Genomic DNA, 24,202 nt, shown 5'->3' with positions numbered 1-24,202 from the left:
CGCCGCTGATCGGCAGCTACCTCTTCGATCAGGCCGAATGCGCACGTCAGTGCCCTCGGCGTCACACGATTGAGTGAGTGTCCGGGTGCGCCGGTTACGTGGCGCTGCCGGTCAGGATGTCCTCGGCCCGGCGTCGGGCGGCCATCATCACGCGGTCCTGGTTGGTCAGGAAGACCACGACGTGGCCCGTCCCGGGGTAGATGTCGAGCTGTGCCATGAAACCCGCCGAGGCGCCGTTCTTGCTGAGCACGCGGACCCCGTTCACCCGGCGGTCCTCGATGCCGTACCCGTACGTCGTGCCGGGGCCGCCCGCACCGCCGCTCGGCACCGTGCCGGTGGTGAGGGTCCTGGTCATCCTCGGGCCGAGCAGCCGGTGCCCGGTCAGCGCGGTCGCGAAGGCGAGCAGGTCGGCGGCGGTGGAGTACGCGCCCCCGCCCGGGAGGCCGACCACGAGCCGCTCGCCGATCTGGACCAGGGTGGCGCCCGGTGGCACGTCTCCGGGGCCCGGCGGGATCCACCGACCGTTCTCGTCGACGAGCATGTGGCCGTGCGCCATCCCGGGCACGTCCACCGGGCGGAACGTCCGGAGCCCGGTGTCGCACATGCCCGCCGGCTCGAACACGTGCTCACGCAGGTGGTCCCGGTACGGCCGGTCCGCCACCCGCTGCACGATCGCGCCGAGCACGGTGAAGCCGTCGTTGCTGTACTGGGGCCGTGATCCGGGCTCGAACAGCAGGGGCTTCCCGACGATCAGCGCGAGCAGGTCCTCCAGCTCGATCGGTGGCGGCCCGCCCGGCCCGGCCAGGGCGTCGCCCATGCCGGAGGTGTGCGTGAGCAGGTGGTGCAACGTCACCCTCTCGCCGATCCCGGCCGGGAACTCGGGCACGTAGGTCCCGATCGGCTCGTGGAAGGAGAGCTTGCGCCGTTCGACGAGCTGGGCGACGGCGACCGCGGTGAACGTCTTGGTGACCGACCCGGTGGTGCACCGGGTGGCCGGCGTGTTCGCCACCCGTCCGGCGGTGTCCGCCATCCCGTACGCCCGGTGCAGCAGGGGCCGGTCGTGGTGCGCCACCACGACCACCCCGGAGAACCGGCCGGCTCCGGCCTCCCGCGCGAGGTGTTCGCCGAACGACTCCCACACCCCGTCCGAAGGCGGTCGACGGCGCGCCGAGGTGTCCGGACCCGCCTGGGCCCGACCCTCGCCCGCCGCGGCGAGTGCGGCCGGGAGCAGCGCCAGGCCGGCGAGGACCCTCCTGCGATCGATGTCCATTGCTGGGTTCCCTTCCGATGTCGATCTCCGACGCGCCGACCGTACGTACGCTGGAGCGCGCGGGACCGACCGATCAACCGAGGAGTTGATCGCGACCGGAGAAGGGGAACGGGTGACCATCCGGCTGCGCGTGCGGGACCTGAGCCCGGATCGGGTGGGCATCGGCTTCTCACCCGTCCTCGAAACCCTGTCCAGCCTGCACGTCCTGCGGACCATCGAGAACCACCCGCTGCACATCTCGTGGAGCCTGCGCGCCCGGGACCGGCTGACCGCCGAGCTGAAGGCCGAGCTCGCCGCGTACGCGTTCTGGCACGCCGACGCGCCGCTCGACCTGCCCCCGATCGGCCGGCCGACCGGCGCGCGGTCCTGGGACGAGGACTCGGCCGCCCTGCGCGCGGCGCCGGTCGAGCTGGTCGCCGAGCAGTTGGTCCACCGCTGCCTCGTCACCGGCGGGCGTGGCCGACGGGTGCCGCTCGCGGAGTTCCGGCGCAGCGCGGACCTCCAACGACAAGCCGGGGAACGGGTCGAAGCCCGGCACCCGTCGTCCGCGTCGGTCCTGCGCGAGCTGATCGCCGACCCCGAGCGGGCACGGGACCGCTTCACCGCGTTCGTGTCGTCCTTCTGGCACGCCTGCCTCGCGCCCGAGTGGCCCGAGCTGGAACGGCCGTTGCGGCACGAGCTGACCCGACGGCGTCAGGTGTTGTCCCGCTACGGCCCGGCCGCGACGATCGCCGGGATCTCACCGCGCGTGCGACTCGACCCCGCCGACGACAGCATCGAGATCCGGCCGCCGCAACGCCGGTCGAAGGGCGTCGACGGGCCGCTCGACATCGTCCTGCGCCACACGGACCGGCTGGTCCTCCTGCCCTCGCACTTCGCCTGGCCGAAGATGTCCGTGGCGCTCTACGCCGACACCTCGACCGGCCGGGCGCAGCGGACCGTGCTGCTGCGGTACACCCTGACCGAGATGCAGCGGGAGGCCCGCGCCCCGGAACCGCCCGACGACCTGATCGAGCTGCTGCGGGCCGCGGGCGACCCGACCCGCCTGCGGATCCTCCAGCTCCTGGCCCGCCGGCCCTGCTCGACCCGGGAGATCGCCCGACTGGTCGGGCTCACCGACGCGGCCATCTCCAAGCACCTCAAGCCGTTGCGCGACGCGGGCTGGGTCTGGACCGAGCGCCGGGGCCACTACCTCTACAACCACCTCGACCGCGAGGCGTCCGGGCGGCTCACGCAGGCACTCGACCTCCTGTCGGAGCAGCCGGGGACGACGGCCGGCAACTGACCGGCGGCTATCGCAGCACCACCGGAAGCGCGTGGAGGCGGCTGCCCATGATGCCGCCCGGCCCGCTGTGGCGGAGGTCGTCGAACGGGGTGGTGAGGCGGGCCTCGGGGTAGTGGGTGCGGAACGTCTCGGCGAGGGCGCGGAGTTCGAGCCGCGCCAGCTGGGCGCCGATGCAGTAGTGGGGACCCGCGCCGAAGGTGAGGTCGTTGTCGTCGGGCCCGACGCGCTCGTTGACGCCCTTGATGTCGATGAGGACGGGCGAGTTCGCCGGCAGGCGGACGCCGGCGAGGTCCAGTTCGGTCGACGTGAAGCGCCACAGGGTGAACGGCGCGGGCGGGTGTCGGCGGAGGGTGTCGCGGACGAGTTCGTCGTCGCCGGTCGGCGCGGCGGGGTCGCCGAGCAGGCGTGCCACGAGGAAGCCGATGGTCAGGTCGGTGGTGAGCTGGCCGGCGAACAGCAGGGTGAAGACCTGGTAGTGCAGGTCCCGCCGGGTGCTGCCCGGCGGCATGCGCCCGGCGAGTTCGGTGGCCGGTCCGTCGCCGGCGAGCGCGGCGGTCGCGAGGTCCGCGAAGGCGGACATGGCCTGCCCCACGTGCTCGGGGTAGTCGGTGTGCATGAGCCGGCACGCCGCCATCGCGGTGTCGACGTGCTCGTCCGGGATGGCGAGCAGGTCGCACAGGACGGCCAGCGGGTACCTGGTGGTGAAGTCCTGGACGAGGTCGACCTCGCCGGGTTCGAGGCGGGCGAGCAACCGTTCGGCGATCGCGAGCAGCCGCGGGTAGGCCGCCCGCATCCTGGTCGCGCTGAACAGCGGGGCGAACGCGCGCCGCAGCCGGCCGTGCGCCTCGCCGTCCAGCGTGGTCACCGACAGCTGCTCGGCGGCCGTCGGTTCGAGGCCCGCCACGCGGCGATCCCAGTGCGGCGGCGCGAGGGCGGTGTCCTTGGCGAACCGGGTGTCCGCCAGGACTTCGCGGGCCAGGTCGGCGTCCGTGACGATCCAGAACGGCCCGCCCGCCGGCGCTTCCGCTTGGACGACCGCGCCGGCCTCCCGCAGCTCCGCCCGGTGCGGGTCAGGAGCGCCGATGGCGTGGGCTTGAGTGGAGAACGGGCAGGTCACGGTGGCTGCCTCAGGCATGGGTGCCTTCCCTGTCGTGGCTGGTGGTCCCTGAAGTATAGCTGCGTGACGCAGATACTGTGCAACGCAGACAGTGTGCCGTGCAGCGGCTGTGTGGCGCAGTATGCTGACGCGGTGGAGCGAGCGGGATGAGCCAAGACCGATGAGCGAGACGCCTGACGACGCGCGTGCGGAAGTCCTGCGGGCCGTGGCCCGGTGGCAGGTGCCGGTCATCCAGCTCAACGGGATGATCGCCGAACGCCTCGGCGTGCCGTGGACGGATCTCCAGGCGCTGTACGTGCTCGCGAACTACGGCCCGTGCACCGCGGGCGAGCTGGCCCAGCGCGTCAACCTCACCAGCGGCTCGGCGTCGCGGATGATCGATCGCCTGGTGAGGGCCGGTTTCGCGCGCCGCGTGCCGGATCCGCGCGACCGGCGCAAGGTGCTCATCGAACCGGACGCCGACGCGGTGGAGCGGATCGGCCGGATGTACGACGGCCTCAACGACCGGCACCGCCGCGACGTGGAGGCCCTGGACGACGCGGAACTCGCGGCGCTGCTGCGGTTCATGGACACCGCGACGCGGCGCACCGAAGAGGAGATCCGGGACTTCCGGCGCGAACGCCTGCCCTAATCCGTCGCGCCGGCGAGCCGGGCCGCCAGCGTCCTGACGCGCTCGACCAGCTCCGGGGGTTCGTGCACCCGGAAGTCGAACCCCTTGGTCGTCACGTAGATGGCCAGCTCGTCCAGCGAGTCGGACCCGGCGCGCAGCGTGCAGCTGTGCTCGTCGATCGGCTCCAGCGCCCCGGTGGTCGGCGCGATCCGCTCCGCCGCGGTCTCGGCGCTGACGTGCAGGGTGAAGCGGGCCTGGTAGCGGTAGGCCGACGTGGAGATGCCGCGCGAGGTGTAGCCGCCGAGGTCCGGGTCCGGCGGGGTGCGCGGGGTGAACCGGGGCCCGGTGGGCGTGCGCGGGTCGAGGCGGTCCACGCGGTAGGTGCGCCAGTCCTGGCGGTCGACGTCCCAGCCGACGAGGTACCAGCGCCGTCCCGAGTGCACCAGCCGGTGCGGCTCGGTCGTGCGGACGCCGGTCGTCCCGTCGTGGGTGCGGTAGTCGAAGCGCAGGCGCAGCGAGTCGCGGCAGGCGGCGGCGATGGCGGTGAGCGTGCTCGGGTCGACGGTGGGACCGGCGTTGGCCATCGGCACCGTCATCGACCGCAGGGCGTTGATCCGGTGGCGGAGCCGGGACGGCAGCACCTGTTCCAGCTTGGCCAGGGCGCGCACCGAGGTCTCCTCGATGCCCGTGATCGAACCGCCGGCGGCCGTGCGCAGACCCATCGCGACCGCGACGGCCTCGTCGTCGTCCAGCAGCAGCGGCGGCAGGTCCGCGCCGGGACCGAGCCGGTAGCCGGCGACGCCCGCGGTGGCCTCCACGGGGTAGCCGAGGCCGCGTAGCCGGTCGATGTCGCGGCGCACGGTGCGCGGGGTGATCTCCAGCCGCTCGGCCAGTTCCGCGCCGGACCAGTCCCGACGGGTCTGCAAGAGCGAGAGCAGGCGCAGCAGCCGCGCCGAGGTTTCCCACATGACTCGAAGTGTGCCGGCCAGCTAGGACCGAACTTGACCTAGCCGCTTCCTAGTGTTCTCGGCATGGAGCACAACAGCGGGATCCGGCCCTTCACCATCGACGTTCCCCAAGCCGACCTGGACGACCTGCGCGACCGGCTCGCCAGGACCCGGTGGGCCGCCGACCTGCCCGACGTCGGCTGGAGCCGCGGGGTGCCGGTGGCCTACCTCAAGGGGCTGGCCGAGTACTGGCGCGACGGCTACGACTGGCGCGTGCACGAGCGGGAGCTGAACTCCCACCCGCAGTTCACGACCGAGATCGACGGGCAGAACGTCCACTTCCTGCACGTGCGGTCGCCCGAGCCGGACGCGCTGCCGCTGATCCTGACCCACGGCTGGCCCGGCTCGGTCGCGGAGTTCCTGAACGTCATCGGACCGCTGACCGACCCGCGGGCGCACGGCGGCGACCCGGCGGACGCGTTCCACCTGGTGATCCCGTCGATCCCGGGCAGCGGCTTCTCCGGGCCGACCCGTGAGGCCGGCTGGGACACCAACCGGGTGACCAGGGCGTTCGCCGAGCTGATGGACCGGCTCGGCTACGACCGCTACGGCGCGCAGGGCGGCGACACGGGCGCGGTGATCTCGCCCGGGCTCGGCAGGCTCAACCCCGACAAGGTCGTCGGCGTGCACACGAACGGGCTCTCCGCGTTCACCGAGGTCCCGCCGGACGAGGTCGGTGAGCTGACCGAGGCCGAACGGGCGCGGCTGGAGCACTTGGCGTACCTGACGACCGAGCAGGCCGGCTACGTGGCCATCCAGATCACCCGGCCGCAGACCCTGGCGCACGGGCTGCACGACTCGCCGGTCGGGCAGCTGGCGTGGATCGTGGAGAAGTTCAAGGAGTGGACCGACCCGGCCGCCGAGCTGCCCGAGGACGCGGTGGACCGGGACCTGCTGCTCACCAACGTGATGCTGTACTGGCTGACCGGCACCGCCGGTTCGTCGGCCAACAGCTACTACGAGACGGCGCACGCCGGCGCGTGGGGCGCGAGCGAGCGCTCCACCGTGCCGACCGGGGTCGCGGTGTTCCCGCTGGACGTGTCGATCCGGCGCACCGTCGAGGCCGAGCACAACGTCGTGCACTGGTCCGAATTCGGTCGGGGCGGCCACTTCGCGGCCATGGAGGCGCCCGACCTGCTGATCGGCGACATCCGGGAGTTCTTCGGCAAGCTCCGCTGAGCGGCCGGCCGGCGTCCGCACAACCGGTTCGGTCGGCGGTAATCGGCTGATCTCCGCGTCGAATGCGCAATGGACACGGCGGTGTGCGCCCAGTTATTCCGCGGTGAGGGGCAGAAAGGGCGTGGTGGATAGCGTGGCGTGGGATCTCTGAAGAACCACGCATGAAAGCGAGGCTGCCCATGACCGCGCAGATCGACCTGCGGAACCTGGATCTCACCGACGATCCCGAGACCCAGAACGACGTCTTCCTGGCCGCGTTCAACTCCGGTGAGGGGGCCATCTTCGACAGCCTCTACCGGGACGACTCGATCTCCAACCTGTCCGGCAAGCCGTTGACGGGCAAGGAGCGCACCGAGGCCATCACCGCGCTGCTCGCCACCGGCCCGGAGCTCAAGTCGTCCGTGAAGGCCTACTACGCCACCGCGGACACGTCGTTGATCATCGTCAACTACGACCTGGTGCTCACCCTCGAGGACGGTCGCAAGCAGCGCATCCTCGGCAAGTGCACCGATGTCCTGGTGCGCGGCGAGGACGGCAAGTGGGTCATGGCCGTCGACCGACCGGTCGCCGACCAGGTCCAGGACCTCTGACACCCACGGCCACGCGCGGACCGCGCCCGTCGCGGTCCGCGCCCACCCTCGCGAAAAGGAGGCGCGCGATGGACCTCGCCCCTGAGCTGTCCGGCGTCACCCCGGCCGAGATGCGCTCCACCCTGGCCCGGTTCGCCACCGGCGTGGTCGTGCTGACCGTCGGCGGCGAGCACATGCACGGCATGACCGCCAACGCGTTCAGCTCGGTGTCCCTGGACCCGCCGCTCGTGCTGTGCTGCGTGGCCCGCACGGCCACCATGCACGGTGCGATCACCGCGGCGGGCCACTTCGCCACGTCGGTGCTCAGCGCCGAGCAGGAGGCCAGCGCACGCCACTTCGCCGACCGCGCCCGTCCCGACGGGCCCGCCCAGTTCGACGCGGTCGCGTGGCGGCCGGGCGAGCGGACCGGCGCGCCGGTCCTCACCGACTCGCTGGCGTGGTTGGAGTGTGAGCTGGCGGAGGCTCACGAAGCGGGCGACCACTCGGTGTTCATCGGCCGCGTCCTCGGCTCCGGTCGGGGTGGCGGAGCGGCCGGCCTGCTGTTCTTCGAGGGCGCGTACGGGCACGTCGACACGACCGAAAGGCGACGATGAGCATCTCGGAAATGGATCTCCGGCCGGCGGTCCGGCCCGAACCCGAACCGCCGGCGCGACCGCCGCGCACCATGCGCGGGCTGCGGGACCGCCGTGACGAGCTGACCACGCGCATCGCGCTGGGCAACCGGGACGCGGTGGCCCGCCAGCACTCCCTCGGCAAGCGGACCGCGCGGGAACGGCTGGAGCTGCTGCTCGACGAGGGCTCGTTCGTCGAGGTCGAGATGTACCGGACGGGCGCCACCAAGGCGCACACCGACGGCGTCGTGGCCGGCTCCGGCACGGTCGACGGCCGGCGCGTGTTCGTGTACGCCCAGGACTTCACCATCTCGGGCGGGTCGCTCGGCGCGGCGCACGCGGCGAAGATCCACAAGGTGATGGACCTGGCGGTGGCGACCGGGTCGCCCATCGTGGCGCTCAACGACAGCGGCGGCGCCCGGATCCAGGAGGGCGTGCTGGCGCTGGACGGCTACGGCGGCATCTTCCGCCGCCAGGTCGAGGCGTCGGGCGTGATCCCGCAGATCTCCGTGGTGCTGGGGCCGTGCGCCGGCGGCGCCGCCTACTCGCCCGCGTTGGCCGACTTCACGTTCATGGTGCGCGACACCGCCCAGATGTACCTGACCGGGCCGGACGTCGTGGCGGCGGTCAGCGGCGAGCGGGTGACGCACGCCGAGCTGGGTGGCGCCGACGTGCACGGCGGGCGTTCCGGTGTGGCGTCGTTCGTGCACGACGACGAGGAGAGCTGCCTGGAGGACGTGCGGTACCTGCTGTCGCTGCTGCCGAGCAACAACGTCGAGCCCCTGCCCATCGTGCCGCACGACGCCGTGGACGACCTGCGGCCCGCGTTGGCCGACATCGTGCCGGTGGAGCCGAACCGGCCCTACGACATGCGCGCGGTCGTGGCGGAACTGGTGGACGGCGGCGAGTTCCTGGAGGTCCACGAGGGCTGGGCGGGCAACGTGCTGTGCGCGTTCGGGCGCATCCGGGGCGAGGTCGTCGGCATCGTCGGCAACCAGCCCCGCGTGCTCGCGGGCGTGCTCGACACGGCGGCGTCGCAGAAGGCGGCGCGGTTCGTGCGGTTCTGCGACGCGTTCGGCATCCCGCTGGTGACCCTGGTGGACGTGCCCGGTTTCCTGCCCGGCACCGAGCAGGAGTACGGCGGCGCGATCCGGCACGGCGCCAAGCTGCTGTACGCGTACTGCGAGGCGAGCGTGCCCCGCGTCCAGGTCATCCTCCGCAAGGCCTACGGCGGCGCCTACATCGTGATGGACTCCCGGTCGATCGGCTGCGACCTGTCGCTGGCGTGGCCGACGAACGAGATCGCGGTCATGGGCGCGGAGGCCGCGGTCAACGTGGTGCACCGCAAGGAGTTGGCCGCCTCCGCCGACCCCGCCACGTTGCGCGCGACGCTCATGGAGCGCTACGCCGACGAGCTGATGCACCCCTACTACGCCGCCGAACGCGGCCTGGTCGACGACGTGATCGACCCCGCCGAGACCCGGTCCGCGGTGGCCCGGGGGCTGGCGATGCTGCGCGACAAGCGGCGTCGCGGCCCGGCTCGCAAGCACGGGAACGTCCCTCTCTGATCGCGGTCGCGGAAACTCGCGCGGGTGACTCGGTCGCCGGCGCGAGTTTTTCGCGTGCGCGCACCTTGTCCAACCCCTGGGTCTCGACGTCACACGCGGTGGTTGACGGCACAGAAGCAGCGGCCCGCCCGACCACTGGGGGAGTCGGGCGGGCCGCTGCCGCCTGTGCGAACCTGGGGGATGGGTCAGCCAGGCGGAATGAGGGTCTCCGGGTGGTCGCGCAGCGCGGCGCACACCTCCCGCAGGCCCGTGGTGAGCCGGGTGATCGCGGCGTCCTCGATCCCGATGGACGGCTCGAACCTCAGCGTGTGCGTCGCGCTCGCGGTCGGGAACACCCGCACGTGGTGCTCCCGCAGCAGGTACCCGGCCACCAGGTAGCCGAGCAGCCCCATCCGGGCGAACTCGGCGACCGGGCCGTCACCCGCGGTCTGGTCGTGGAACTCCAGGCCCAGCAGCAGGCCGAGCCCGCGTACCTCGGACACGACGGTCGGGAACTCCTCCCGCACCGCGCGCAACGCCTCGGCCAAGGCCTCGCCGCGCTCGGCCGCCTGCCGGTACGCGGCGCCACCGTCGGCCTCCAGCAGCTCGACCACGCGCGAGCCGATGTGGCAGGAGAAGGCGTCCTTGGCGAAGGTCGAGCTGTGCAGCAGCTCGAAGTCCGACAGGTACCGGTCCTGCCGCACCAGCATCACCGACGCCTTCGCCAGCCCGCCGCCCAGCGCCTTGCCCAGCAGCACGTAGTCGCCGAGCAGGCCGACGTGCGACGCGGCGTAGAACGCGCCGGTGCGCCCGAACCCGGTCTGGATCTCGTCGACCACGACCGGGAAGCCGCCCGCGTCGGCCGCCGCCCGGATCTCCGCCGCGACCGCGGTGTCCAGCAGGTGGATGCCGCCCTCGCCCTGGATCGGCTCGACGAAGAACGCCGCGACCACTGGCAGGTCACGCTCCGTCAACCGGCCGTCCACCACGTCGAGCACGGTCACCCGCTCCGCCTCGACGGCCTTCGCGACCTCGGCCGCCGGCACGAACCGCGCCTGCGCGGCCAAGCCGCGGAACGGCAGCCGGTAGCCCGCGTTGTGGGTGAGCTGGACGCTGGCGGCGAGCTTGCCGTGGAACGAGCCCTCCAACGTCAGGAACACCGGCGGTGACTCGAAGAGCCCGTCGTTGTGCTCCCTCGCCTGGCGGGCGAGCCCCGGGTCGGCGTCGGCCAGGTGCGCCTCGATCTCCGCGCGCAGCGCCTCGACGCGCCCGACGCGGGCCATCTCGGCGTGCTTGAGCGCCACCTCGACGGCCTCCGCGCCGGTGTTGGCGAAGATGGCCGCGTACGGCTGCTCGGTGTCGAACTCGCGCCACAGCACGCGGTTCAGCGCGGTGGCGAGGTCGTTGGCGTACGGGTGGTAGGAGAACTGCGCGTGCACCGGGACGCGCGCGTCGAGCAGCTCCCGCGCCAGTGCCAGCACGTCCGGGTGGTTGTGGCCCAGGACCAGCGAGCCGTAGCCGCCGACGAAGTCCGCCACCGGCACCTCGCCGTCGCCGGTGCGCCACCACAGCGTGTCGCCCTCGCCGCGCACGTACTCCGCGTCCAGCCCGAGCTGGGACAGCAGGCCGCGCAGGTGCGCCTCGGCCAGTTCGAGGACCATGTCAGTTGTCGCCGAACGGGTTGTCGATGGCGTAGCGCCACTTGCCGTCGTCGCCGAGGCGCAGCACGTCGAGGCCGGTGCCGGTCAGCGTCTCCGAGCCCTCGACGGCGATCTCCCAGTCCACGACCAGCAGCGCGGTGTCACCGGTGACGTAGGACTCCTTGAGCTCGGCCCGCATCACCGGCCGCTGGGCCATGAACTCCTCGACCGCGGCCCGGTGCTCCGCGCCGCTGATCGGCTTCTCCGGGTCCCACACCGACACGGCGTCCTCGGTGTAGAGGTTGAGCACCGCTTCGACGTGGCCCGCGTTCATCGCACGCACGTAGAGAGCGGTCATCTGCGTCGCGTCGTCGGTCAGCGCGAACTCGTCCGTATTCGTGGTCATGGTGAACCAGTCCTCTTCTCCGGTAGCGGTGGCAACGGTTCCCGACGTTAGCCGGCGGTCGGTCACGGGCCGGTAATCGGCCATTCCGAGAACGGCCGCCTACCGATTCGTGACTGGAACCGAGAAAAAGGTTGATAGGAAAGGACGTCGAGGAATCCCCTGGTGCGAAGGACAGTCGATGACGAACCTGGACGACGCGGTCGCGGTGGTCGGTGTGTCCTGCCGACTGCCGATGGCGGCCGATCCGGCCGCTTTCTGGCGCCTGCTGCGCGACGGGCGTGACGCGGTGGTCGAGCTGCCGGAGGACCGCCGCGAGGCGCTGTCGCCGGACGTGCGCGGCACCCGGTGGGGTGCGGTCCTCGACGGCGTGGGCGATTTCGACGCCGCGTTCTTCGGCATCTCGCCGCGCGAGGCGGCGGCGCTCGACCCGCAGCAGCGGCTGGTGCTGGAGCTGGCGTGGGAGGCGTTGGAGGACGCGGGCATCGTGCCCGCCGACCTCGCGGGCACGGCCACGTCGGTGTTCGTCGGCTCGTTGCGCGACGACTACACCACGCTCGTGCTGGGGCGCGGGGCGATCACCCAGCACACCAACATCGGCACGCACCGGGGCATCATCGCCAACCGCGTGTCCCACGCGCTGGACCTGCACGGCCCCAGCGTCGTCGTCGACACCGCGCAGTCGTCGTCGCTGGTGGCCGTGCACCTGGCCGCGCAGAGCGTGCGTTCCGGCGAGTCGCCGCTGGCGCTCGCCGCCGGGGTGAACCTGAACCTGCTGGCGGAAGGCGCGGTCGGCGCGGAGAAGTTCGGCGGGCTGTCGCCGGACGGGCGGTGCTTCACGTTCGACGCGAGGGCCAACGGCTACGTGCGCGGCGAGGGTGCGGCGGTCGTGGTGCTCAAGCCGTTGCGGCAGGCGCTGGCGGACGGCGACGACGTGTACGCGGTCGTGCTCGGCAGCGCGGTGAACAACGACGGCGCGACGCCGGGCCTGACCGTGCCCGACGCGCGGGCGCAGGAGCAGGTGGTCCGCGCCGCGCAACGGCGGGCCGGTGTCTCGCCCGCGCAGGTGCAGTACGTGGAGCTGCACGGCACCGGCACGCCGGTGGGCGACCCGGTGGAGGCGGCGGCGCTGGGCGCCGTGTTCGCCGACCGCGACGAGCCGCTGCCGGTGGGGTCGGTGAAGACCAACATCGGGCACCTGGAGGGCGCGGCCGGCATCGCGGGCCTGCTGAAGGCCGTGCTGGCGATCCGCAACCGGCAGCTGCCGGCGAGCCTGAACTTCGAGACGCCGAGCCCTCGCATCCCGCTGGCCGAGCACAACCTGACCGTCCACACGGGACTGGCGGGCTGGCCGAGCCCGGACCGGGCGCTGGTGGCGGGTGTCAGCTCGTTCGGCATGGGCGGCACCAACTGCCACCTCGTGCTCGCCGAACCGGCCGCGATCACCGGGATGGCGGTGGCGGCCGGAGAGGTGGCCACCGGTGCGGCCGGCGAGGCAATCCCGGTCACCGGTGCGGCAGCGGGCGAGGCAGTAGCGGTTACCGGGGCAGCGGGCGAAGCGGTTGCGGTTACCGGTGCGGTGGCGGGCGAAGCGCTTGCGGTTACCGGAGTGGCGGAAGGCGAGGTGGCGGCGGGCGGGCCGGTGGTCGTGCCGCTCTCCGGGCGCACCGCCGAAGCACTCCGCGCGCACGCGGCCAGGCTCCGCGACACGCCCGGTCGGTCGGTGGACCTCGGGTGGTCGCTGGCCACCACGCGGACCGCGTTCGAGCGCCGCGCGGTCGTCGTGGCGGCCGACCGGCAGGCCTTGGACGCCGGGCTCGACGCCGTCGCCGCGGGCACGCCCGCGCCCGGTGTGGTCACCGGCGAGGTCGTGGACGGCGCGTTCGGCGTCGTGTTCACCGGCCAGGGCGCGCAACGCGCGGGGATGGGACTGGCGCTGCACGAGCGCTTCCCGGTGTTCGCGCGGGCGTTCGACGAGGTCGCGGCGCACCTCGACGGCCGGCTGCGGGACGTGATCGCGTCCGGCGACGGGCTCGACGACACCGCGTGGACGCAGCCCGCCCTGTTCGCCGTCGAGGTCGCCGCCTACCGGCTCGCCGAGTCGTGGGGCCTGCGGCCGTCGGTCGTGCTCGGCCACTCCATCGGCGAGATCGCCGCCGCCCACGTGGCGGGCGTGCTGTCCCTCGCCGACGCGGCCACGCTGGTGTCCGCCCGCGGCCGGTTGATGTCGGCGTTGCCGACCGGCGGCGCGATGGTGGCCGTCGGCATGGCCGAAGCCGACCTCGACCTGCCCGACGGCGTCTCCCTCGCCGCCGTCAACGGACCCACCTCGGTGGTCCTCTCCGGGGCCGAGGCGGAAACGCTCGCCTACGCGGAGGCATTGCGCGCCAAGGGCTATCGCACCAAGAGGCTCACCGTCAGCCACGCGTTCCACTCGCACCTGATGGACCCGATGCTGGACGAGTTCCGGGACGTCGTCGCGGGCCTCGACCTGCGGTCGCCGGACATCCCGGTCGTGTCCACGGTGACCGGCGCGTTCGCCGCGGACGAGCTGCGCGACCCCGAGCACTGGGTGCGCCAGGTGCGCGAACCCGTCCGCTTCGTCGACGCGGTGCGCGCGGCGGACACCGCCACCCTGCTGGAAGCCGGGCCGGACGGCGTGTGCTCGGCGATGGCCGCCGCGATCGGCGTGCGCGCGTTCCCGATGATGCGGGCGGGCTCGGACGAGCCCACCGCCGCGCTCACCGCGCTGGCCGCCGCCCACACCCGCGGTGTCGCGGTCGACTGGGCCGAGGTCTACCGGGACCGGGGCGCACGGCGGGTGCACCTGCCGACCTACCCGTTCCAGCGGGAGCGGTTCTGGATCGACGAACAGCCGTCGACGCCCACCACCCGGCCGACCCGAGCGCCGAAAGCCCCGACCACGCCCACCTCGCGCGGTGCCGCCGACCCCACCGAACTGGTCACCGCGCACGTGGCCGCCGTGCTGGGCGTGACCGACCCGCGCCGGGTCGACCCGCGCCGGCCGTTCCGCGACCTCGGGTTCGACTCGCTGATGGGTGTGGAACTGCGCGACAACCTCGCCGCGGCCACCGGGCGCGACCTGCCGAGCGGGCTGCTGTTCGAGCACCCCACGCCCAACGCCGTCATCGAGTTCCTGCGCGGCGCGGACGACGACACCGAGGACCACGACACCGCGGCCGGCGCCGACGAGCCGATCGCGATCGTGGGCATGGCCTGCCGGTTCCCCGGCGACGTCACCTCGCCCGACGACCTGTGGCGGCTCGTCGACCAGGGCCTCGACGCGGTCGGCCCGTTCCCGGCCGACCGGGGCTGGGCGCCGGACCTGTACCACCCCGACCTGGACCGCTCGGGCACGAGCTACGTGCGCGAGGGCGGTTTCCTGAGCGGCGCCGCCGAGTTCGACCCGGCGTTCTTCGGCATCTCGCCGCGCGAGGCGCTGGCGATGGACCCGCAGCAACGACTGCTCCTCCAGGTCGCCTGGGAAGCCGTCGAACGGGCCGGGATCGACCCGGAGGCGTTGCGCGGCAGCCGCACGGGCGTGTTCGTCGGCGGCACGACCGGCGACTACGGCCCGCGCATGCACGAGGCGTCCGACCAGGCCGAGGGCCACGTGCTGACCGGCTCGACGCCCAGCGTGATGTCCGGCCGGATCGCCTACCAGCTCGGCCTGGTCGGCCCCGCGCTCACCGTCGACACCGCGTGCTCGTCGTCCCTGGTCGCGCTGCACCTCGCGGTGCGGTCGCTGCGCAGCGGCGAGTCGTCGGCGGCGATCGCGGGCGGAGTCACGGTCATGGCCACGCCCGGCATGTTCCTGGAGTTCTCCCGCCAGCACGGCCTGTCCGCCGACGCGCGCTGCAAGTCGTTCTCCGCCGACGCGGACGGCACCGCGTGGGCCGAGGGCATCGGCCTCCTGGTGCTCGAACGCCTCTCCGACGCGCGCCGCAACGGGCACCACGTGCTCGCGGTGATCCGGGGCAGCGCCATCAACTCCGACGGCGCGTCCAACGGCCTCACCGCGCCCAACGGCCGCTCCCAGCAGCGCGTCATCCGCCAGGCGCTGGCCGACGCCGGGCTGTCACCCGCGGACGTGGACGTGGTGGAGGCGCATGGCACCGGCACGTCCCTGGGCGACCCGATCGAGGCGGAGGCCATCCTCGCCACCTACGGCCAGGACCGCGCGGAACCGCTGTGGCTGGGTTCGCTGAAGTCCAACCTCGGCCACGCACAGGCGGCGGCCGGCGTGGGCGGCGTGATCAAGCTGGTGCAGGCGATGCGGCACGGCGTGCTGCCGCGCACCCTGCACGTCGGCGAGCCGACCCCGCGCGTCGACTGGTCGTCGGGCAAGGTCGAGCTGCTGGTCGAGCCGCGCGAGTGGCCGGCGACCGGCAGGCCGCGCCGGGCCGCGGTGTCGTCGTTCGGCATCAGCGGCACGAACGCGCACCTCGTGCTGGAGCAGGGCGAGGCCGAGCGGCCCGCGACGCCCGCCGAGGTGACGGCGCCGATCCCTTGGGTGCTCAGCGGTCACGACCGGCAGGCCGTGCAGGACCAGGCCGACCGGCTGCGCGGGCTCGACCTGCCGGACGTCGCCGCCGTCGCCCGCACGCTGGCGGGCCGCACGCGGTTCGACCACCGGGCCGTCGTCGTCGGCACGACCGCCGCTGACTTCGCCGCCGGGCTCGCCGCCGCCGACGTGGTCCAGGCGGACCCGAACGGCCGGACCGCCGTGCTGTTCACCGGTCAGGGCGCGCAGCGCGCCGGCATGGGCCGGGAGCTGTACGAGGCGTACCCGGTGTTCGCCGCCGCGCTGGACGAGGTGGTGGCCGCCTTCGAGCCGCACCTGGACCGCCCGCTGCGCGAGCTGATGTTCGGCGACCACGAGGAGCTGCACGAGACCCGTTACACGCAGCCGGCGCTGTTCGCGTTCGAGGTCGCGCTGTTCCGGCTGGCCGAGCACCACGGCCTGCGGGCGGACCTGGTGGCCGGGCACTCGATCGGCGAACTGGTCGCCGCGCACGTCGCGGGCGCGCTGACGCTGGCCGACGCGGCCGCGCTGGTCGCGGCACGGGGCAGGCTCATGCAGTCCGCCCGCGCCGGCGGCGCGATGGTCGCCGTCCAGGCGGGCGAGGACGAGGTCGAGCTGCCCGAAGGCGTGTCGCTGGCCGCCGTGAACGGCCCCGACTCGGTGGTCATCGCGGGCGACGAGGACGCGGTGGCCGCGGTCGCCGCCCGCTACGCGCGCACCCGCAAGCTGTCGGTGAGCCACGCGTTCCACTCGCACCACATGGACGACGTGCTGGACGACTTCCACGCGGTCGCCGCCACGCTCACCTACCAGGAGCCGCGGCTGCCGGTCGTCTCCACGGTCGACGGCCGGCCGCTGACGCCCGACGCGGACCACTGGACCCGCCAGATCCGCTCGACCGTCCGGTTCCTGGACGCCGTGCGCGCCTTGGAGGAGCGGGGCGCGACCGTGTTCGTCGAGGTCGGCCCGGACGCCGTCCTCGCGCCCCTCGCGCAGTCGGCGGGCGTCACGGCGGTGGCCCTCGGCCGCGCCGGCCGGCCCGAGGTGGACACCGCCATCGCGGGACTGGCTCGGGCGCACGCCCACGGCGCGGCCCTGGACGTGGCGTCGTTCGCGCCCGGCGAGGGTCGGGTCGACCTGCCGACGTACCCGTTCCGCCGGGAGGCGTTCTGGCTGGTGCCGCGCGGCCGGACCGCCGGGCTGGTGTCCAGCTCGGTCGAGCACGCCGAGCGGGACGAGCTGCTGCTCAGCGGCGAGGTGTCGCTGAGCGCGCAACCGTGGCTGGCCGGCCACGTGGTCAACGGCGCGGTGCTGGTGCCGGCGACCGCGTTCCTGGAGCTGGCGCTGGCCGCGGGGGAGCGGGTGGGCCTGCCGCGGGTCGACGACCTGACCCTGGAGACGCCGCTGGTGGTGCCGGCGGACGGGTCCGTGCAGGTGCAGGTCGCCGTCCGCGAGGGCCGGTTCACCGTGCACTCCAAGGTGGACAGCTGGGTCCGGCACGCGTCCGGCTCGCTCGCCGAGTCGGTGGCGCCGGTCGAGGAGTTCGGGTGGCCGCCGGAGGCGGAACCGGAGTCGGTGGACGACGCCTACGACCGGCTCGCGGCGCTCGGCTACGACTACGGCGGCGCGTTCCGCGGCCTGCGCGCGATGTGGCGCGACGGCGTCACCGTCTACGCCGAGGTCGCGATCCCGGCGGCCGAACGCGGGTTCCTGGTCCACCCGGCGCTGCTGGACGCCGTGCTGCACCCGCTGGTGCTCGACCCGGCCGCGGCGCACGAGATCCGGCTGCCGTTCGCCTGGAGCGGTGTCGAGCTGCGCGCGGCCGACGTGACGGAGCTGCGGGTCCGCATCGAGCCGACCGGCGCCGACACGTTCGCGATCGCGCTGGCCGACGGCGCGGGCGTGCCGGTCGGCTCGATCGACGGCATCACGCTGCGCGCGGTGGCGAAGGACGCGCTCACCGCCGCGTCGACGTTCGCGCTGCGGTGGACCGAGGTGCCCGCCGCCGAGCCGTCCGGCGACCCGGTCGTGGTGCCGCCCGCCGACACCGACGACCCCGGTGCGGCGGTCCGCCGCGCGCTGCGGATCGTGCGGGACTGGCTGGCGGAGGAGCACGGCCCGGACGACCGGCTGGTGTTCCACACCCGCCGCGCGGTGGCGGTGCGCGACGGCGAGCCGGTCGACGGCCTGGCCGACGCCGCCGTGTGGGGCCTGGTGCGGGTCGTGCAGTCCGAGCACCCGGACCAGGTGGTCGTGGTGGACGCCGACGACGAGGCCGCGGTCCGCGCCGCGGTCGCCACGGGTGAGCCGCAGGCCGCCGTGCGCGACGGCGCGGTGCTGGCGCCCCGGCTGGCGCGCACCGACCTCGGCGACGTGACGCCGGGCCTCGGGTTCGACCCGGACGGCACCGTGCTGATCACCGGCGGCACCGGCGGGCTCGGCGCGCTCGTCGCCCGCCACCTCGCGCAGCGGCACGGCGTGCGCGACCTGCTGCTGCTCAGCCGCCGCGGCCTCGACGCGCCCGGCGCGCGGGACCTCGCCGACGAACTGGGCGCACGGGTGCTGGCGGTGGACGTGTCCGACCGCGACGCGCTGGCCGCCGCGCTGGCCGGCGAACGGCTCACCGCCGTGATCCACACCGCGGGCGTGCTGGACGACGCCACCACGACGGAGCTGACCGACGCGCAGGTCGACCGCGTGCTCGCGGCCAAGGCGCACGCCGCGCGGCACCTGCACGAGCTGGCCGGCGACGTCCAGGCGTTCGTGCTGTTCTCGTCGATCTCCGCGGTGCTCGGCACGGCGGGCCAGGCCAACTACGCCGCCGCCAACACCTACCTCGACGCGCTCGCCGCCCACCGCCGCTCCCTCGGCCTGCCCGCGACGTCGCTGGCCTGGGGCCTGTGGGAAGCGGGCATGGGCGAGACGCTCGGCGAGGCGGACATCGCGCGGTGGGCGCGGTCGGGTGTCGTGCCGCTGGACGCCACGCGCGGCCTTGCGCTGTTCGACCGGGCGGTGTCCGGAAACGCGGCGCTGCTCGTGCCCGCCGCCCTCGAACCGTCCCGGGTGGACGGTGACGGGAACGTGCCCGCGCCGTTGCGCGGACTGGTGCGGCGCAAGACCGTCGTGACCACGCCGAAGGCGGCGGCGCTCACCGAGGCGTCCGCGCTGGAACTGGTGCGCGCCACGGCCGCCGCCGCCCTCGGGCACGCCGACGGCCGCGCGGTCGACCCGGAGCGGGCGTTCCGCGACCAGGGCTTCGACTCGCTGGCGGGCGTCGACCTGCGCAACCGGCTCATCGCGGCGACCGGCCTGCGGCTGCCGACCACGCTGGTGTTCGACCACCCGACGCCGGTCGCGCTGGCCGCGCACCTGCTCGCGGGCACCGCGAAGGAGGTCGTGACCACGAAGGCGGTCCGCGCGGACGAGCCGATCGCGATCGTGGGCATGGCGTGCCGCTACCCCGGTGACGTGCGGTCGCCGGAGGACCTGTGGCGGCTGGTCGCGGAGGGCCGGGACGCCGTCTCCGGGTTCCCCACCAACCGGGGCTGGGACCTCGACGCGCTCTACGACCCGGACCCGGAGAAGCTGGGCACCTCCTACACGCGCGAGGGCGGGTTCCTGCACGACGCGGACCTGTTCGACAACGCGTTCTTCGGCATGTCGCCGCGGGAGGCGCTGGCCACCGACCCGCAGCAGCGGCTGCTGCTGGAGACGGCGTGGGAGGCGTTCGAGGACGCCGGGATCGACCCCGCCACGCTGCGGGGCAGCCGCACCGGCGTGTTCACCGGCGTGATGTACGACGACTACGCCTCCCGCCTGCCCGACACCCCGGACGAGGTCGAGGGCTTCCTGCTGGCGGGCAACACCTCCAGCGTGATCTCCGGCCGCCTGGCCTACACCTACGGGCTCGAAGGCCCGGCCATGACGGTGGACACGGCGTGCTCGTCGTCGCTGGTGGCCCTGCACCTGGCCGCGCAGGCGCTGCGCAACGGCGAGTGCGAGATGGCGCTGGCGGGCGGCGTGACGGTGATGGCGGGCCCGAGCACGTTCGTCGAGTTCTCCCGCCAACGCGGCCTGTCGCCGGACGGGCGCTGCAAGTCGTTCTCCGCGGACGCCGACGGCACCGGCTGGTCGGAGGGTGTCGGCCTGCTCCTGGTGGAACGCCTGTCCGACGCCCGCAAGCGCGGCCACCGCGTGCTCGCCGTGGTCCGGGGCACCGCGGTCAACTCCGACGGCGCGTCCAACGGGCTCACCGCGCCGAGCGGACCGGCGCAGCAACGCGTGATCCGGCAGGCGCTCGCCGCCGCCCGGCTGTCCACCTCGGACGTCGACCTGGTCGAGGCGCACGGCACGGGCACCTCGCTCGGTGACCCCATCGAGGCGCAGGCGCTGCTGGCCACCTACGGGCAGGACCGCGCCGAGCCGCTGTTCCTCGGCTCGCTGAAGTCCAACATCGGCCACGCGCAGGCCGCCGCGGGCGTCGGCGGGATCATCAAGGTGGTGCAGGCGATGCGGCACGGCGTGCTGCCGCGCACCCTGCACGCCGACCGGCCGTCGCCGCACGTCGACTGGTCCTCGGGCAACGTGGAGCTGCTGACCGAGGGGCGGGACTGGCCGGCGACCGGCCGACCGCGTCGGGCCGCGGTGTCGTCGTTCGGCATCAGCGGGACCAACGCGCACGTCGTGCTGGAGCAGGCGCCCGCCACGCCGGAGCCGGAACGCGAGCCGACCGCCGGGCCGGTGGCCTGGGTGCTGTCCGCCCGTGACGACGAGGCGTTGCGCGCACAGGCCGAGGCGTTGCGCGCGCACCTCGCCGAGCACCCGGACCTCGACCCGGCCGACGTCGGCCTGACCCTGGCCCGCCGGGCGCGGCTCGAGCGCCGTGCGGTCGTCGTCGGCGATCGCGACGGGCTCGCGCGCGGCTTGGCGGAGGTGCGCGGCGGCGACGGCGAAGGGCGCGGCGCGCTGGCCTTCCTGTTCACCGGGCAGGGCAGCCAGCGGGTCGGCATGGGCCGCGACCTCCACGCGTGGTCGCCGGTGTTCCGGCAGGCGCTGGACGAGGTGTGCGCGCACCTGGACCCGGTGCTGGACCGTCCACTGCGGACGGTGCTGTTCGCCGAGCCGGACACCGCGGACTCGGCGCTGCTGGACCAGACCGCGTTCACGCAGGCCGCGCTGTTCGCGATCGAGGTCGCGCTGTTCCGGTTCCTGGAGCACCACGGCGTGCGGCCGGACTTCCTGTTCGGCCACTCCGTCGGCGAGGTCGCGGCCGCGCACGTCGCGGGAGTGCTGGACCTGGCCGACGCGTGCCGGCTGGTCGCCGCGCGCGGCCGGGCGATGCAGTCGGCGCGCGACGACGGCGCGATGGCCGCGATCGAGGCGACCGAGGACGAGGTGCGCGGCTCGCTGCACGGCGTGCTCGCCATCGCCGCGGTCAACGCGCCGCGCTCCACCGTCGTGTCCGGCGACGAGTCCGCGGTCACCGCCGCGGTGGCCGAGTGGAGCGCGCGTGGCCGGCGCACCCGGCGGCTGCCGGTGAGCCACGCGTTCCACTCGCCGCACATGGACGAGGTGCTGGCGGCGTTCCGCGCCGAGCTGGACGGCCTGGTGTTCCACGAGCCGCGGATCACCGTCGTGTCCGACGTGACCGGCGACGTGGCCACGGCCGAGCAGCTCCGGTCGCCGGACTACTGGGTCGCGCACATCCGCGAGTCGGTGCGGTTCCTCGACGGCGTGCGCACGCTGGAGCGGCTCGGCGTCACCGAGTTCGTCGAGCTGGGCCCGGACGGCGTGCTCACCGCGCTCACCCGGCAGTGCCTCGCCGCCGAGCCGGGTTCGGCGACGCCCGTGCTGCGGGCGGGCCGCCCGGAGGCGGAGACCGCGCTCACCGCGCTGGGCGTCCTGCACACCCGCGGCGTCACCGTGACGTGGGACTACCCGGGCGCGCGGCCCGTGCCGCTGCCCGCGTACCGGTTCCAGCGGCGCCGGTTCTGGCTCGACGCGCCGACCAGGGCCCGGTCCGCCGGCGCGCTCGGCCTCGGCGACACCGGCCACCCGCTGCTCGGCGCCGTCGTGGAGCTGGCGGGCGGCGACACGGTCGTGCTCACCGGGCGCGTCACCGCGAACTCGTGGCTCGCCGACCACCGCGTCGGCGACCAGGTGCTGCTGCCCGGCACGGCGTTCGCCGAGCTGGCCTTGGCCGCCGGCGCGCGCACCGGCCACCCGCACCTGGCCGAGCTGACCCTGGCCGCGCCATTGGTGCTCGGCGCGGCGCAGCTGCAGGTCACCGTGGGCGCGCCCGAGTCGGGGCGGCGGCCGGTCGCGATCCACGCGCGCCCGGACGACGAGTCGCCGTGGGAGCTGCACGCCTCCGGTGCGCTCGCCGAGGACGTGCCCGCGCCCTCGCCGCTGGACTGGCCGTCCGACGCCGAGGAGGTCGACCTGGCCGGCGCCTACGAGCGGCTCGCCGAGCACGGCTACCGGTACGGGCCGGCGTTCCGCGGGCTGAAGTCGTTGCGGCGCCTCGGTGACGACCTGTTCGCCGAGGTGTCCGGTCCGGAGGGCGGCGGGTTCCTGGTGCACCCGGCGGCCCTGGACGCGGCGCTGCACGCGCTGCTGCCCGGCGTGGCCGAGGACGACGCCGAACCCGTGGTGCCGTTCTCGTGGCGCGGGGTGACGGCGCACGCCGGTGGGCCGGCCGCCCGCGTGCGGCTGAGCAGGCGCGGTTCGGCGGTGGCCCTGGCGGTCGCGGACGCCGCGGGCAACCCGGTGCTCACGGTCGACGAGCTGGGGTTGCGGCCCCTCGGCCGCGGCACGCCGCCGGACGGTCTGCACGCCCTCACGTGGCGCGCGGTGACCGTGCCCGACCTGCCGCCGCACGGGCTGGCCGTGCACCGGGTGCCCGCGTCGGTCGACGGCCGTGCGGTGGTCCACCACGTGCTGGACGTGCTGCGGCGGGCCGAGGGCCGGTCGGCCGTCGTGATCCGGGACGGGCTCGACCACGCGGCGGTGCGCGGTCTCGTGCGCAGCGCGCAGGCCGAGCACCCGGACCGGTTCGTGCTGGCGTCCGTGGACGACTCGACGTCCGACGAATCGCTCGACGCGGCCCTGCGCCTCGGCGAGCCCGAGGTGGCCGTCCGCGCCGGTCGGGTGTTCGTGCCGCGGTTGGCGCGGACGGCGCCCGAGGGGACGGACGTGCGCTGGGGCGACGGGCCGGTGCTGGTCACCGGCGCGACCGGCGCGCTGGGCCGGGTGCTCGCCCGGCACCTGGTGACCCGGCACGGCGTGCGTGACCTGGTGCTGCTCAGCAGGCGCGGCCCGGACGCGCCCGGCGCGGCGGAGTTGCGCGCCGAACTGGCCGACCTCGGGGCGACCGCGGCGGTGGAGGCCTGCGACGTGGCCGACCGCGACGCCCTCGCGGACGTGTTCGCGAGGTGGCGGCCGACCGCGGTCGTGCACACGGCGGGCATCACGGACGACGGCACCTTGGAGGGGTTGACCGCCGAGCAGGTCGACGCCGTGCTGCGGCCCAAGGTGGACGCCGCACGACACCTGCACGAGCTGGCGGGCGACGTCGAGGCGTTCGTGCTGTACTCGTCGGTCGCCGGTCTGCTCGGCACGGCCGGGCAGGCGAACTACGCGGCGGGCAACAGCCACCTGGACGGCCTCGCCGAGCACCGGCACGCCCTCGGGCTGCCCGCGACCTCGCTGGCGTGGGGCCTGTGGGAGACCGAGAGCGAGCTGTCCGGCGGACTGTCCGAAGTGGACCTGCGCCGCCTGGCCCGCTCGGGCCTGAAGCCACTGGCCGCCGACGAGGCGATGGAGCTGTTCGACGCCGCCCTGGCGCACGGCGCGCCCGTGCTCGCGGTGACCAGGCTCGACCACGCGGCGCTGCGCGGCCGGGACGACCTGCCCACCGTGCTGCGCGACCTGGTCCGGGTCAAGCAGGCCGCGCCACGGCCGCACCAACCGGTCGACACCTCCGATCCGGCGGCCCTCGTCAGCAGGCACGTGGCGGCCGTCCTCGGCTACGACGACCCGGACGCGGTCGACGGCAAGCGCGCGTTCAGCGAGCTCGGGTTCGACTCGCTGACCGCGGTGGAGCTGCGCAACCAGCTCCGCGCCGCGACCGGCCTCGACCTGCCGACGACGGTCGTGTTCGACCACCCCAGCCCGGCGGCGCTGGCCGAGCACCTGCGCGGCCTGCTGGCGACCGACGAAGCGGAGCCCGTGGTCGACCGGCTGGAGGCGCTCATCCGCGCCGGTGAACTGGACGACACGGCAATGGACCGGCTGCGCGCCCTGCTGGGCGTGCGGCCGGCGCTGGACCCCGACCTCGACTCCGCCGGCGACGAAGCGCTGTTCGCGCTGGTCGACGAGCTGGACTGACCAGGAGAC

The 24,202-nt window shown here is 74.2% G+C and carries 12 protein-coding genes; 7 read left to right on the top strand and 5 right to left on the bottom strand.

The features are described from left to right. Nucleotides 1-94: 94 nt before the first annotated feature. A complete protein-coding gene (locus tag ADK67_RS20815; RefSeq protein ID WP_053718126.1) occupies nt 95-1,270 on the bottom strand; it encodes a serine hydrolase domain-containing protein in 1,176 nt (391 codons plus the stop codon). Nucleotides 1,271-1,382: 112 nt separating this feature from the next. On the opposite strand from ADK67_RS20815, the gene ADK67_RS20810 reads away from it, so the two are divergent. After that, nucleotides 1,383-2,555, top strand: coding sequence for an ArsR/SmtB family transcription factor (locus ADK67_RS20810; RefSeq protein WP_053718125.1), 1,173 nt, complete (start codon nt 1,383-1,385; stop codon nt 2,553-2,555). A 7-nt stretch (nt 2,556-2,562) separates the two neighbouring features. Here ADK67_RS20810 and ADK67_RS20805 read toward each other — a convergent pair whose 3' ends face one another. Further along, nucleotides 2,563-3,690 carry a cytochrome P450 gene (locus tag ADK67_RS20805; RefSeq protein WP_053718124.1) on the bottom strand — a complete coding sequence of 376 codons (1,128 nt, stop codon included), beginning with the start codon at nt 3,688-3,690 and terminating at the stop codon, nt 2,563-2,565. A 142-nt stretch (nt 3,691-3,832) separates the two neighbouring features. Between ADK67_RS20805 and ADK67_RS20800 the strand changes: the two genes are divergently transcribed. Then, nucleotides 3,833-4,303, top strand: coding sequence for a MarR family winged helix-turn-helix transcriptional regulator (locus tag ADK67_RS20800; protein ID WP_053718123.1), 471 nt, complete (start codon nt 3,833-3,835; stop codon nt 4,301-4,303). On the opposite strand, the gene ADK67_RS20795 is transcribed toward ADK67_RS20800, so the two are convergent. Beyond that, nucleotides 4,300-5,250: a helix-turn-helix transcriptional regulator gene (locus tag ADK67_RS20795; RefSeq protein WP_053718122.1), complete on the bottom strand. Its 951-nt coding sequence runs from the start codon at nt 5,248-5,250 to the stop codon at nt 4,300-4,302. The two genes, ADK67_RS20800 and ADK67_RS20795, sit on opposite strands and share 4 nt — an antisense overlap. A gap of 63 nt (nt 5,251-5,313) precedes the next feature. Between ADK67_RS20795 and ADK67_RS20790 the strand changes: the two genes are divergently transcribed. From ADK67_RS20790 to ADK67_RS20775, 4 genes are all read left to right on the top strand, one after another. After that, nucleotides 5,314-6,468: an epoxide hydrolase family protein gene (locus ADK67_RS20790; RefSeq protein WP_053718121.1), complete on the top strand. Its 1,155-nt coding sequence runs from the start codon at nt 5,314-5,316 to the stop codon at nt 6,466-6,468. Nucleotides 6,469-6,629: 161 nt separating this feature from the next. Then, nucleotides 6,630-7,058: a YybH family protein gene (locus ADK67_RS20785; protein WP_231648282.1), complete on the top strand. Its 429-nt coding sequence runs from the start codon at nt 6,630-6,632 to the stop codon at nt 7,056-7,058. A gap of 68 nt (nt 7,059-7,126) precedes the next feature. After that, nucleotides 7,127-7,651 (top strand): flavin reductase family protein, encoded by a 525-nt coding sequence (locus ADK67_RS20780; RefSeq protein ID WP_053718120.1) that lies wholly within the window; start codon nt 7,127-7,129, stop codon nt 7,649-7,651. Nucleotides 7,652-7,662: 11 nt separating this feature from the next. Further along, the gene (locus ADK67_RS20775; protein ID WP_442974174.1) at nt 7,663-9,237 is read left to right on the top strand and encodes an acyl-CoA carboxylase subunit beta; all 1,575 of its coding nucleotides are present in this window, start codon (nt 7,663-7,665) and stop codon (nt 9,235-9,237) included. Between the two features lie 185 nt (nt 9,238-9,422). Here the strand turns inward: ADK67_RS20775 and ADK67_RS20770 are convergent, their stop codons facing one another. Then, nucleotides 9,423-10,877 (bottom strand): aminotransferase class III-fold pyridoxal phosphate-dependent enzyme, encoded by a 1,455-nt coding sequence (locus ADK67_RS20770; RefSeq protein WP_053718118.1) that lies wholly within the window; start codon nt 10,875-10,877, stop codon nt 9,423-9,425. Between the two features lies 1 nt (nt 10,878). After that, nucleotides 10,879-11,262 carry a YybH family protein gene (locus ADK67_RS20765; RefSeq protein WP_053718117.1) on the bottom strand — a complete coding sequence of 128 codons (384 nt, stop codon included), beginning with the start codon at nt 11,260-11,262 and terminating at the stop codon, nt 10,879-10,881. Nucleotides 11,263-11,440: 178 nt separating this feature from the next. Between ADK67_RS20765 and ADK67_RS20760 the strand changes: the two genes are divergently transcribed. Then, nucleotides 11,441-24,193: a type I polyketide synthase gene (locus tag ADK67_RS20760; RefSeq protein WP_053718116.1), complete on the top strand. Its 12,753-nt coding sequence runs from the start codon at nt 11,441-11,443 to the stop codon at nt 24,191-24,193. The last annotated feature ends 9 nt before the right edge of the window (nt 24,194-24,202 follow it).

Source organism: Saccharothrix sp. NRRL B-16348, assembly GCF_001280085.1.
GTDB lineage: Bacteria > Actinomycetota > Actinomycetes > Mycobacteriales > Pseudonocardiaceae > Actinosynnema.
This window is presented reverse-complemented; position numbering and strand designations above follow the sequence as displayed.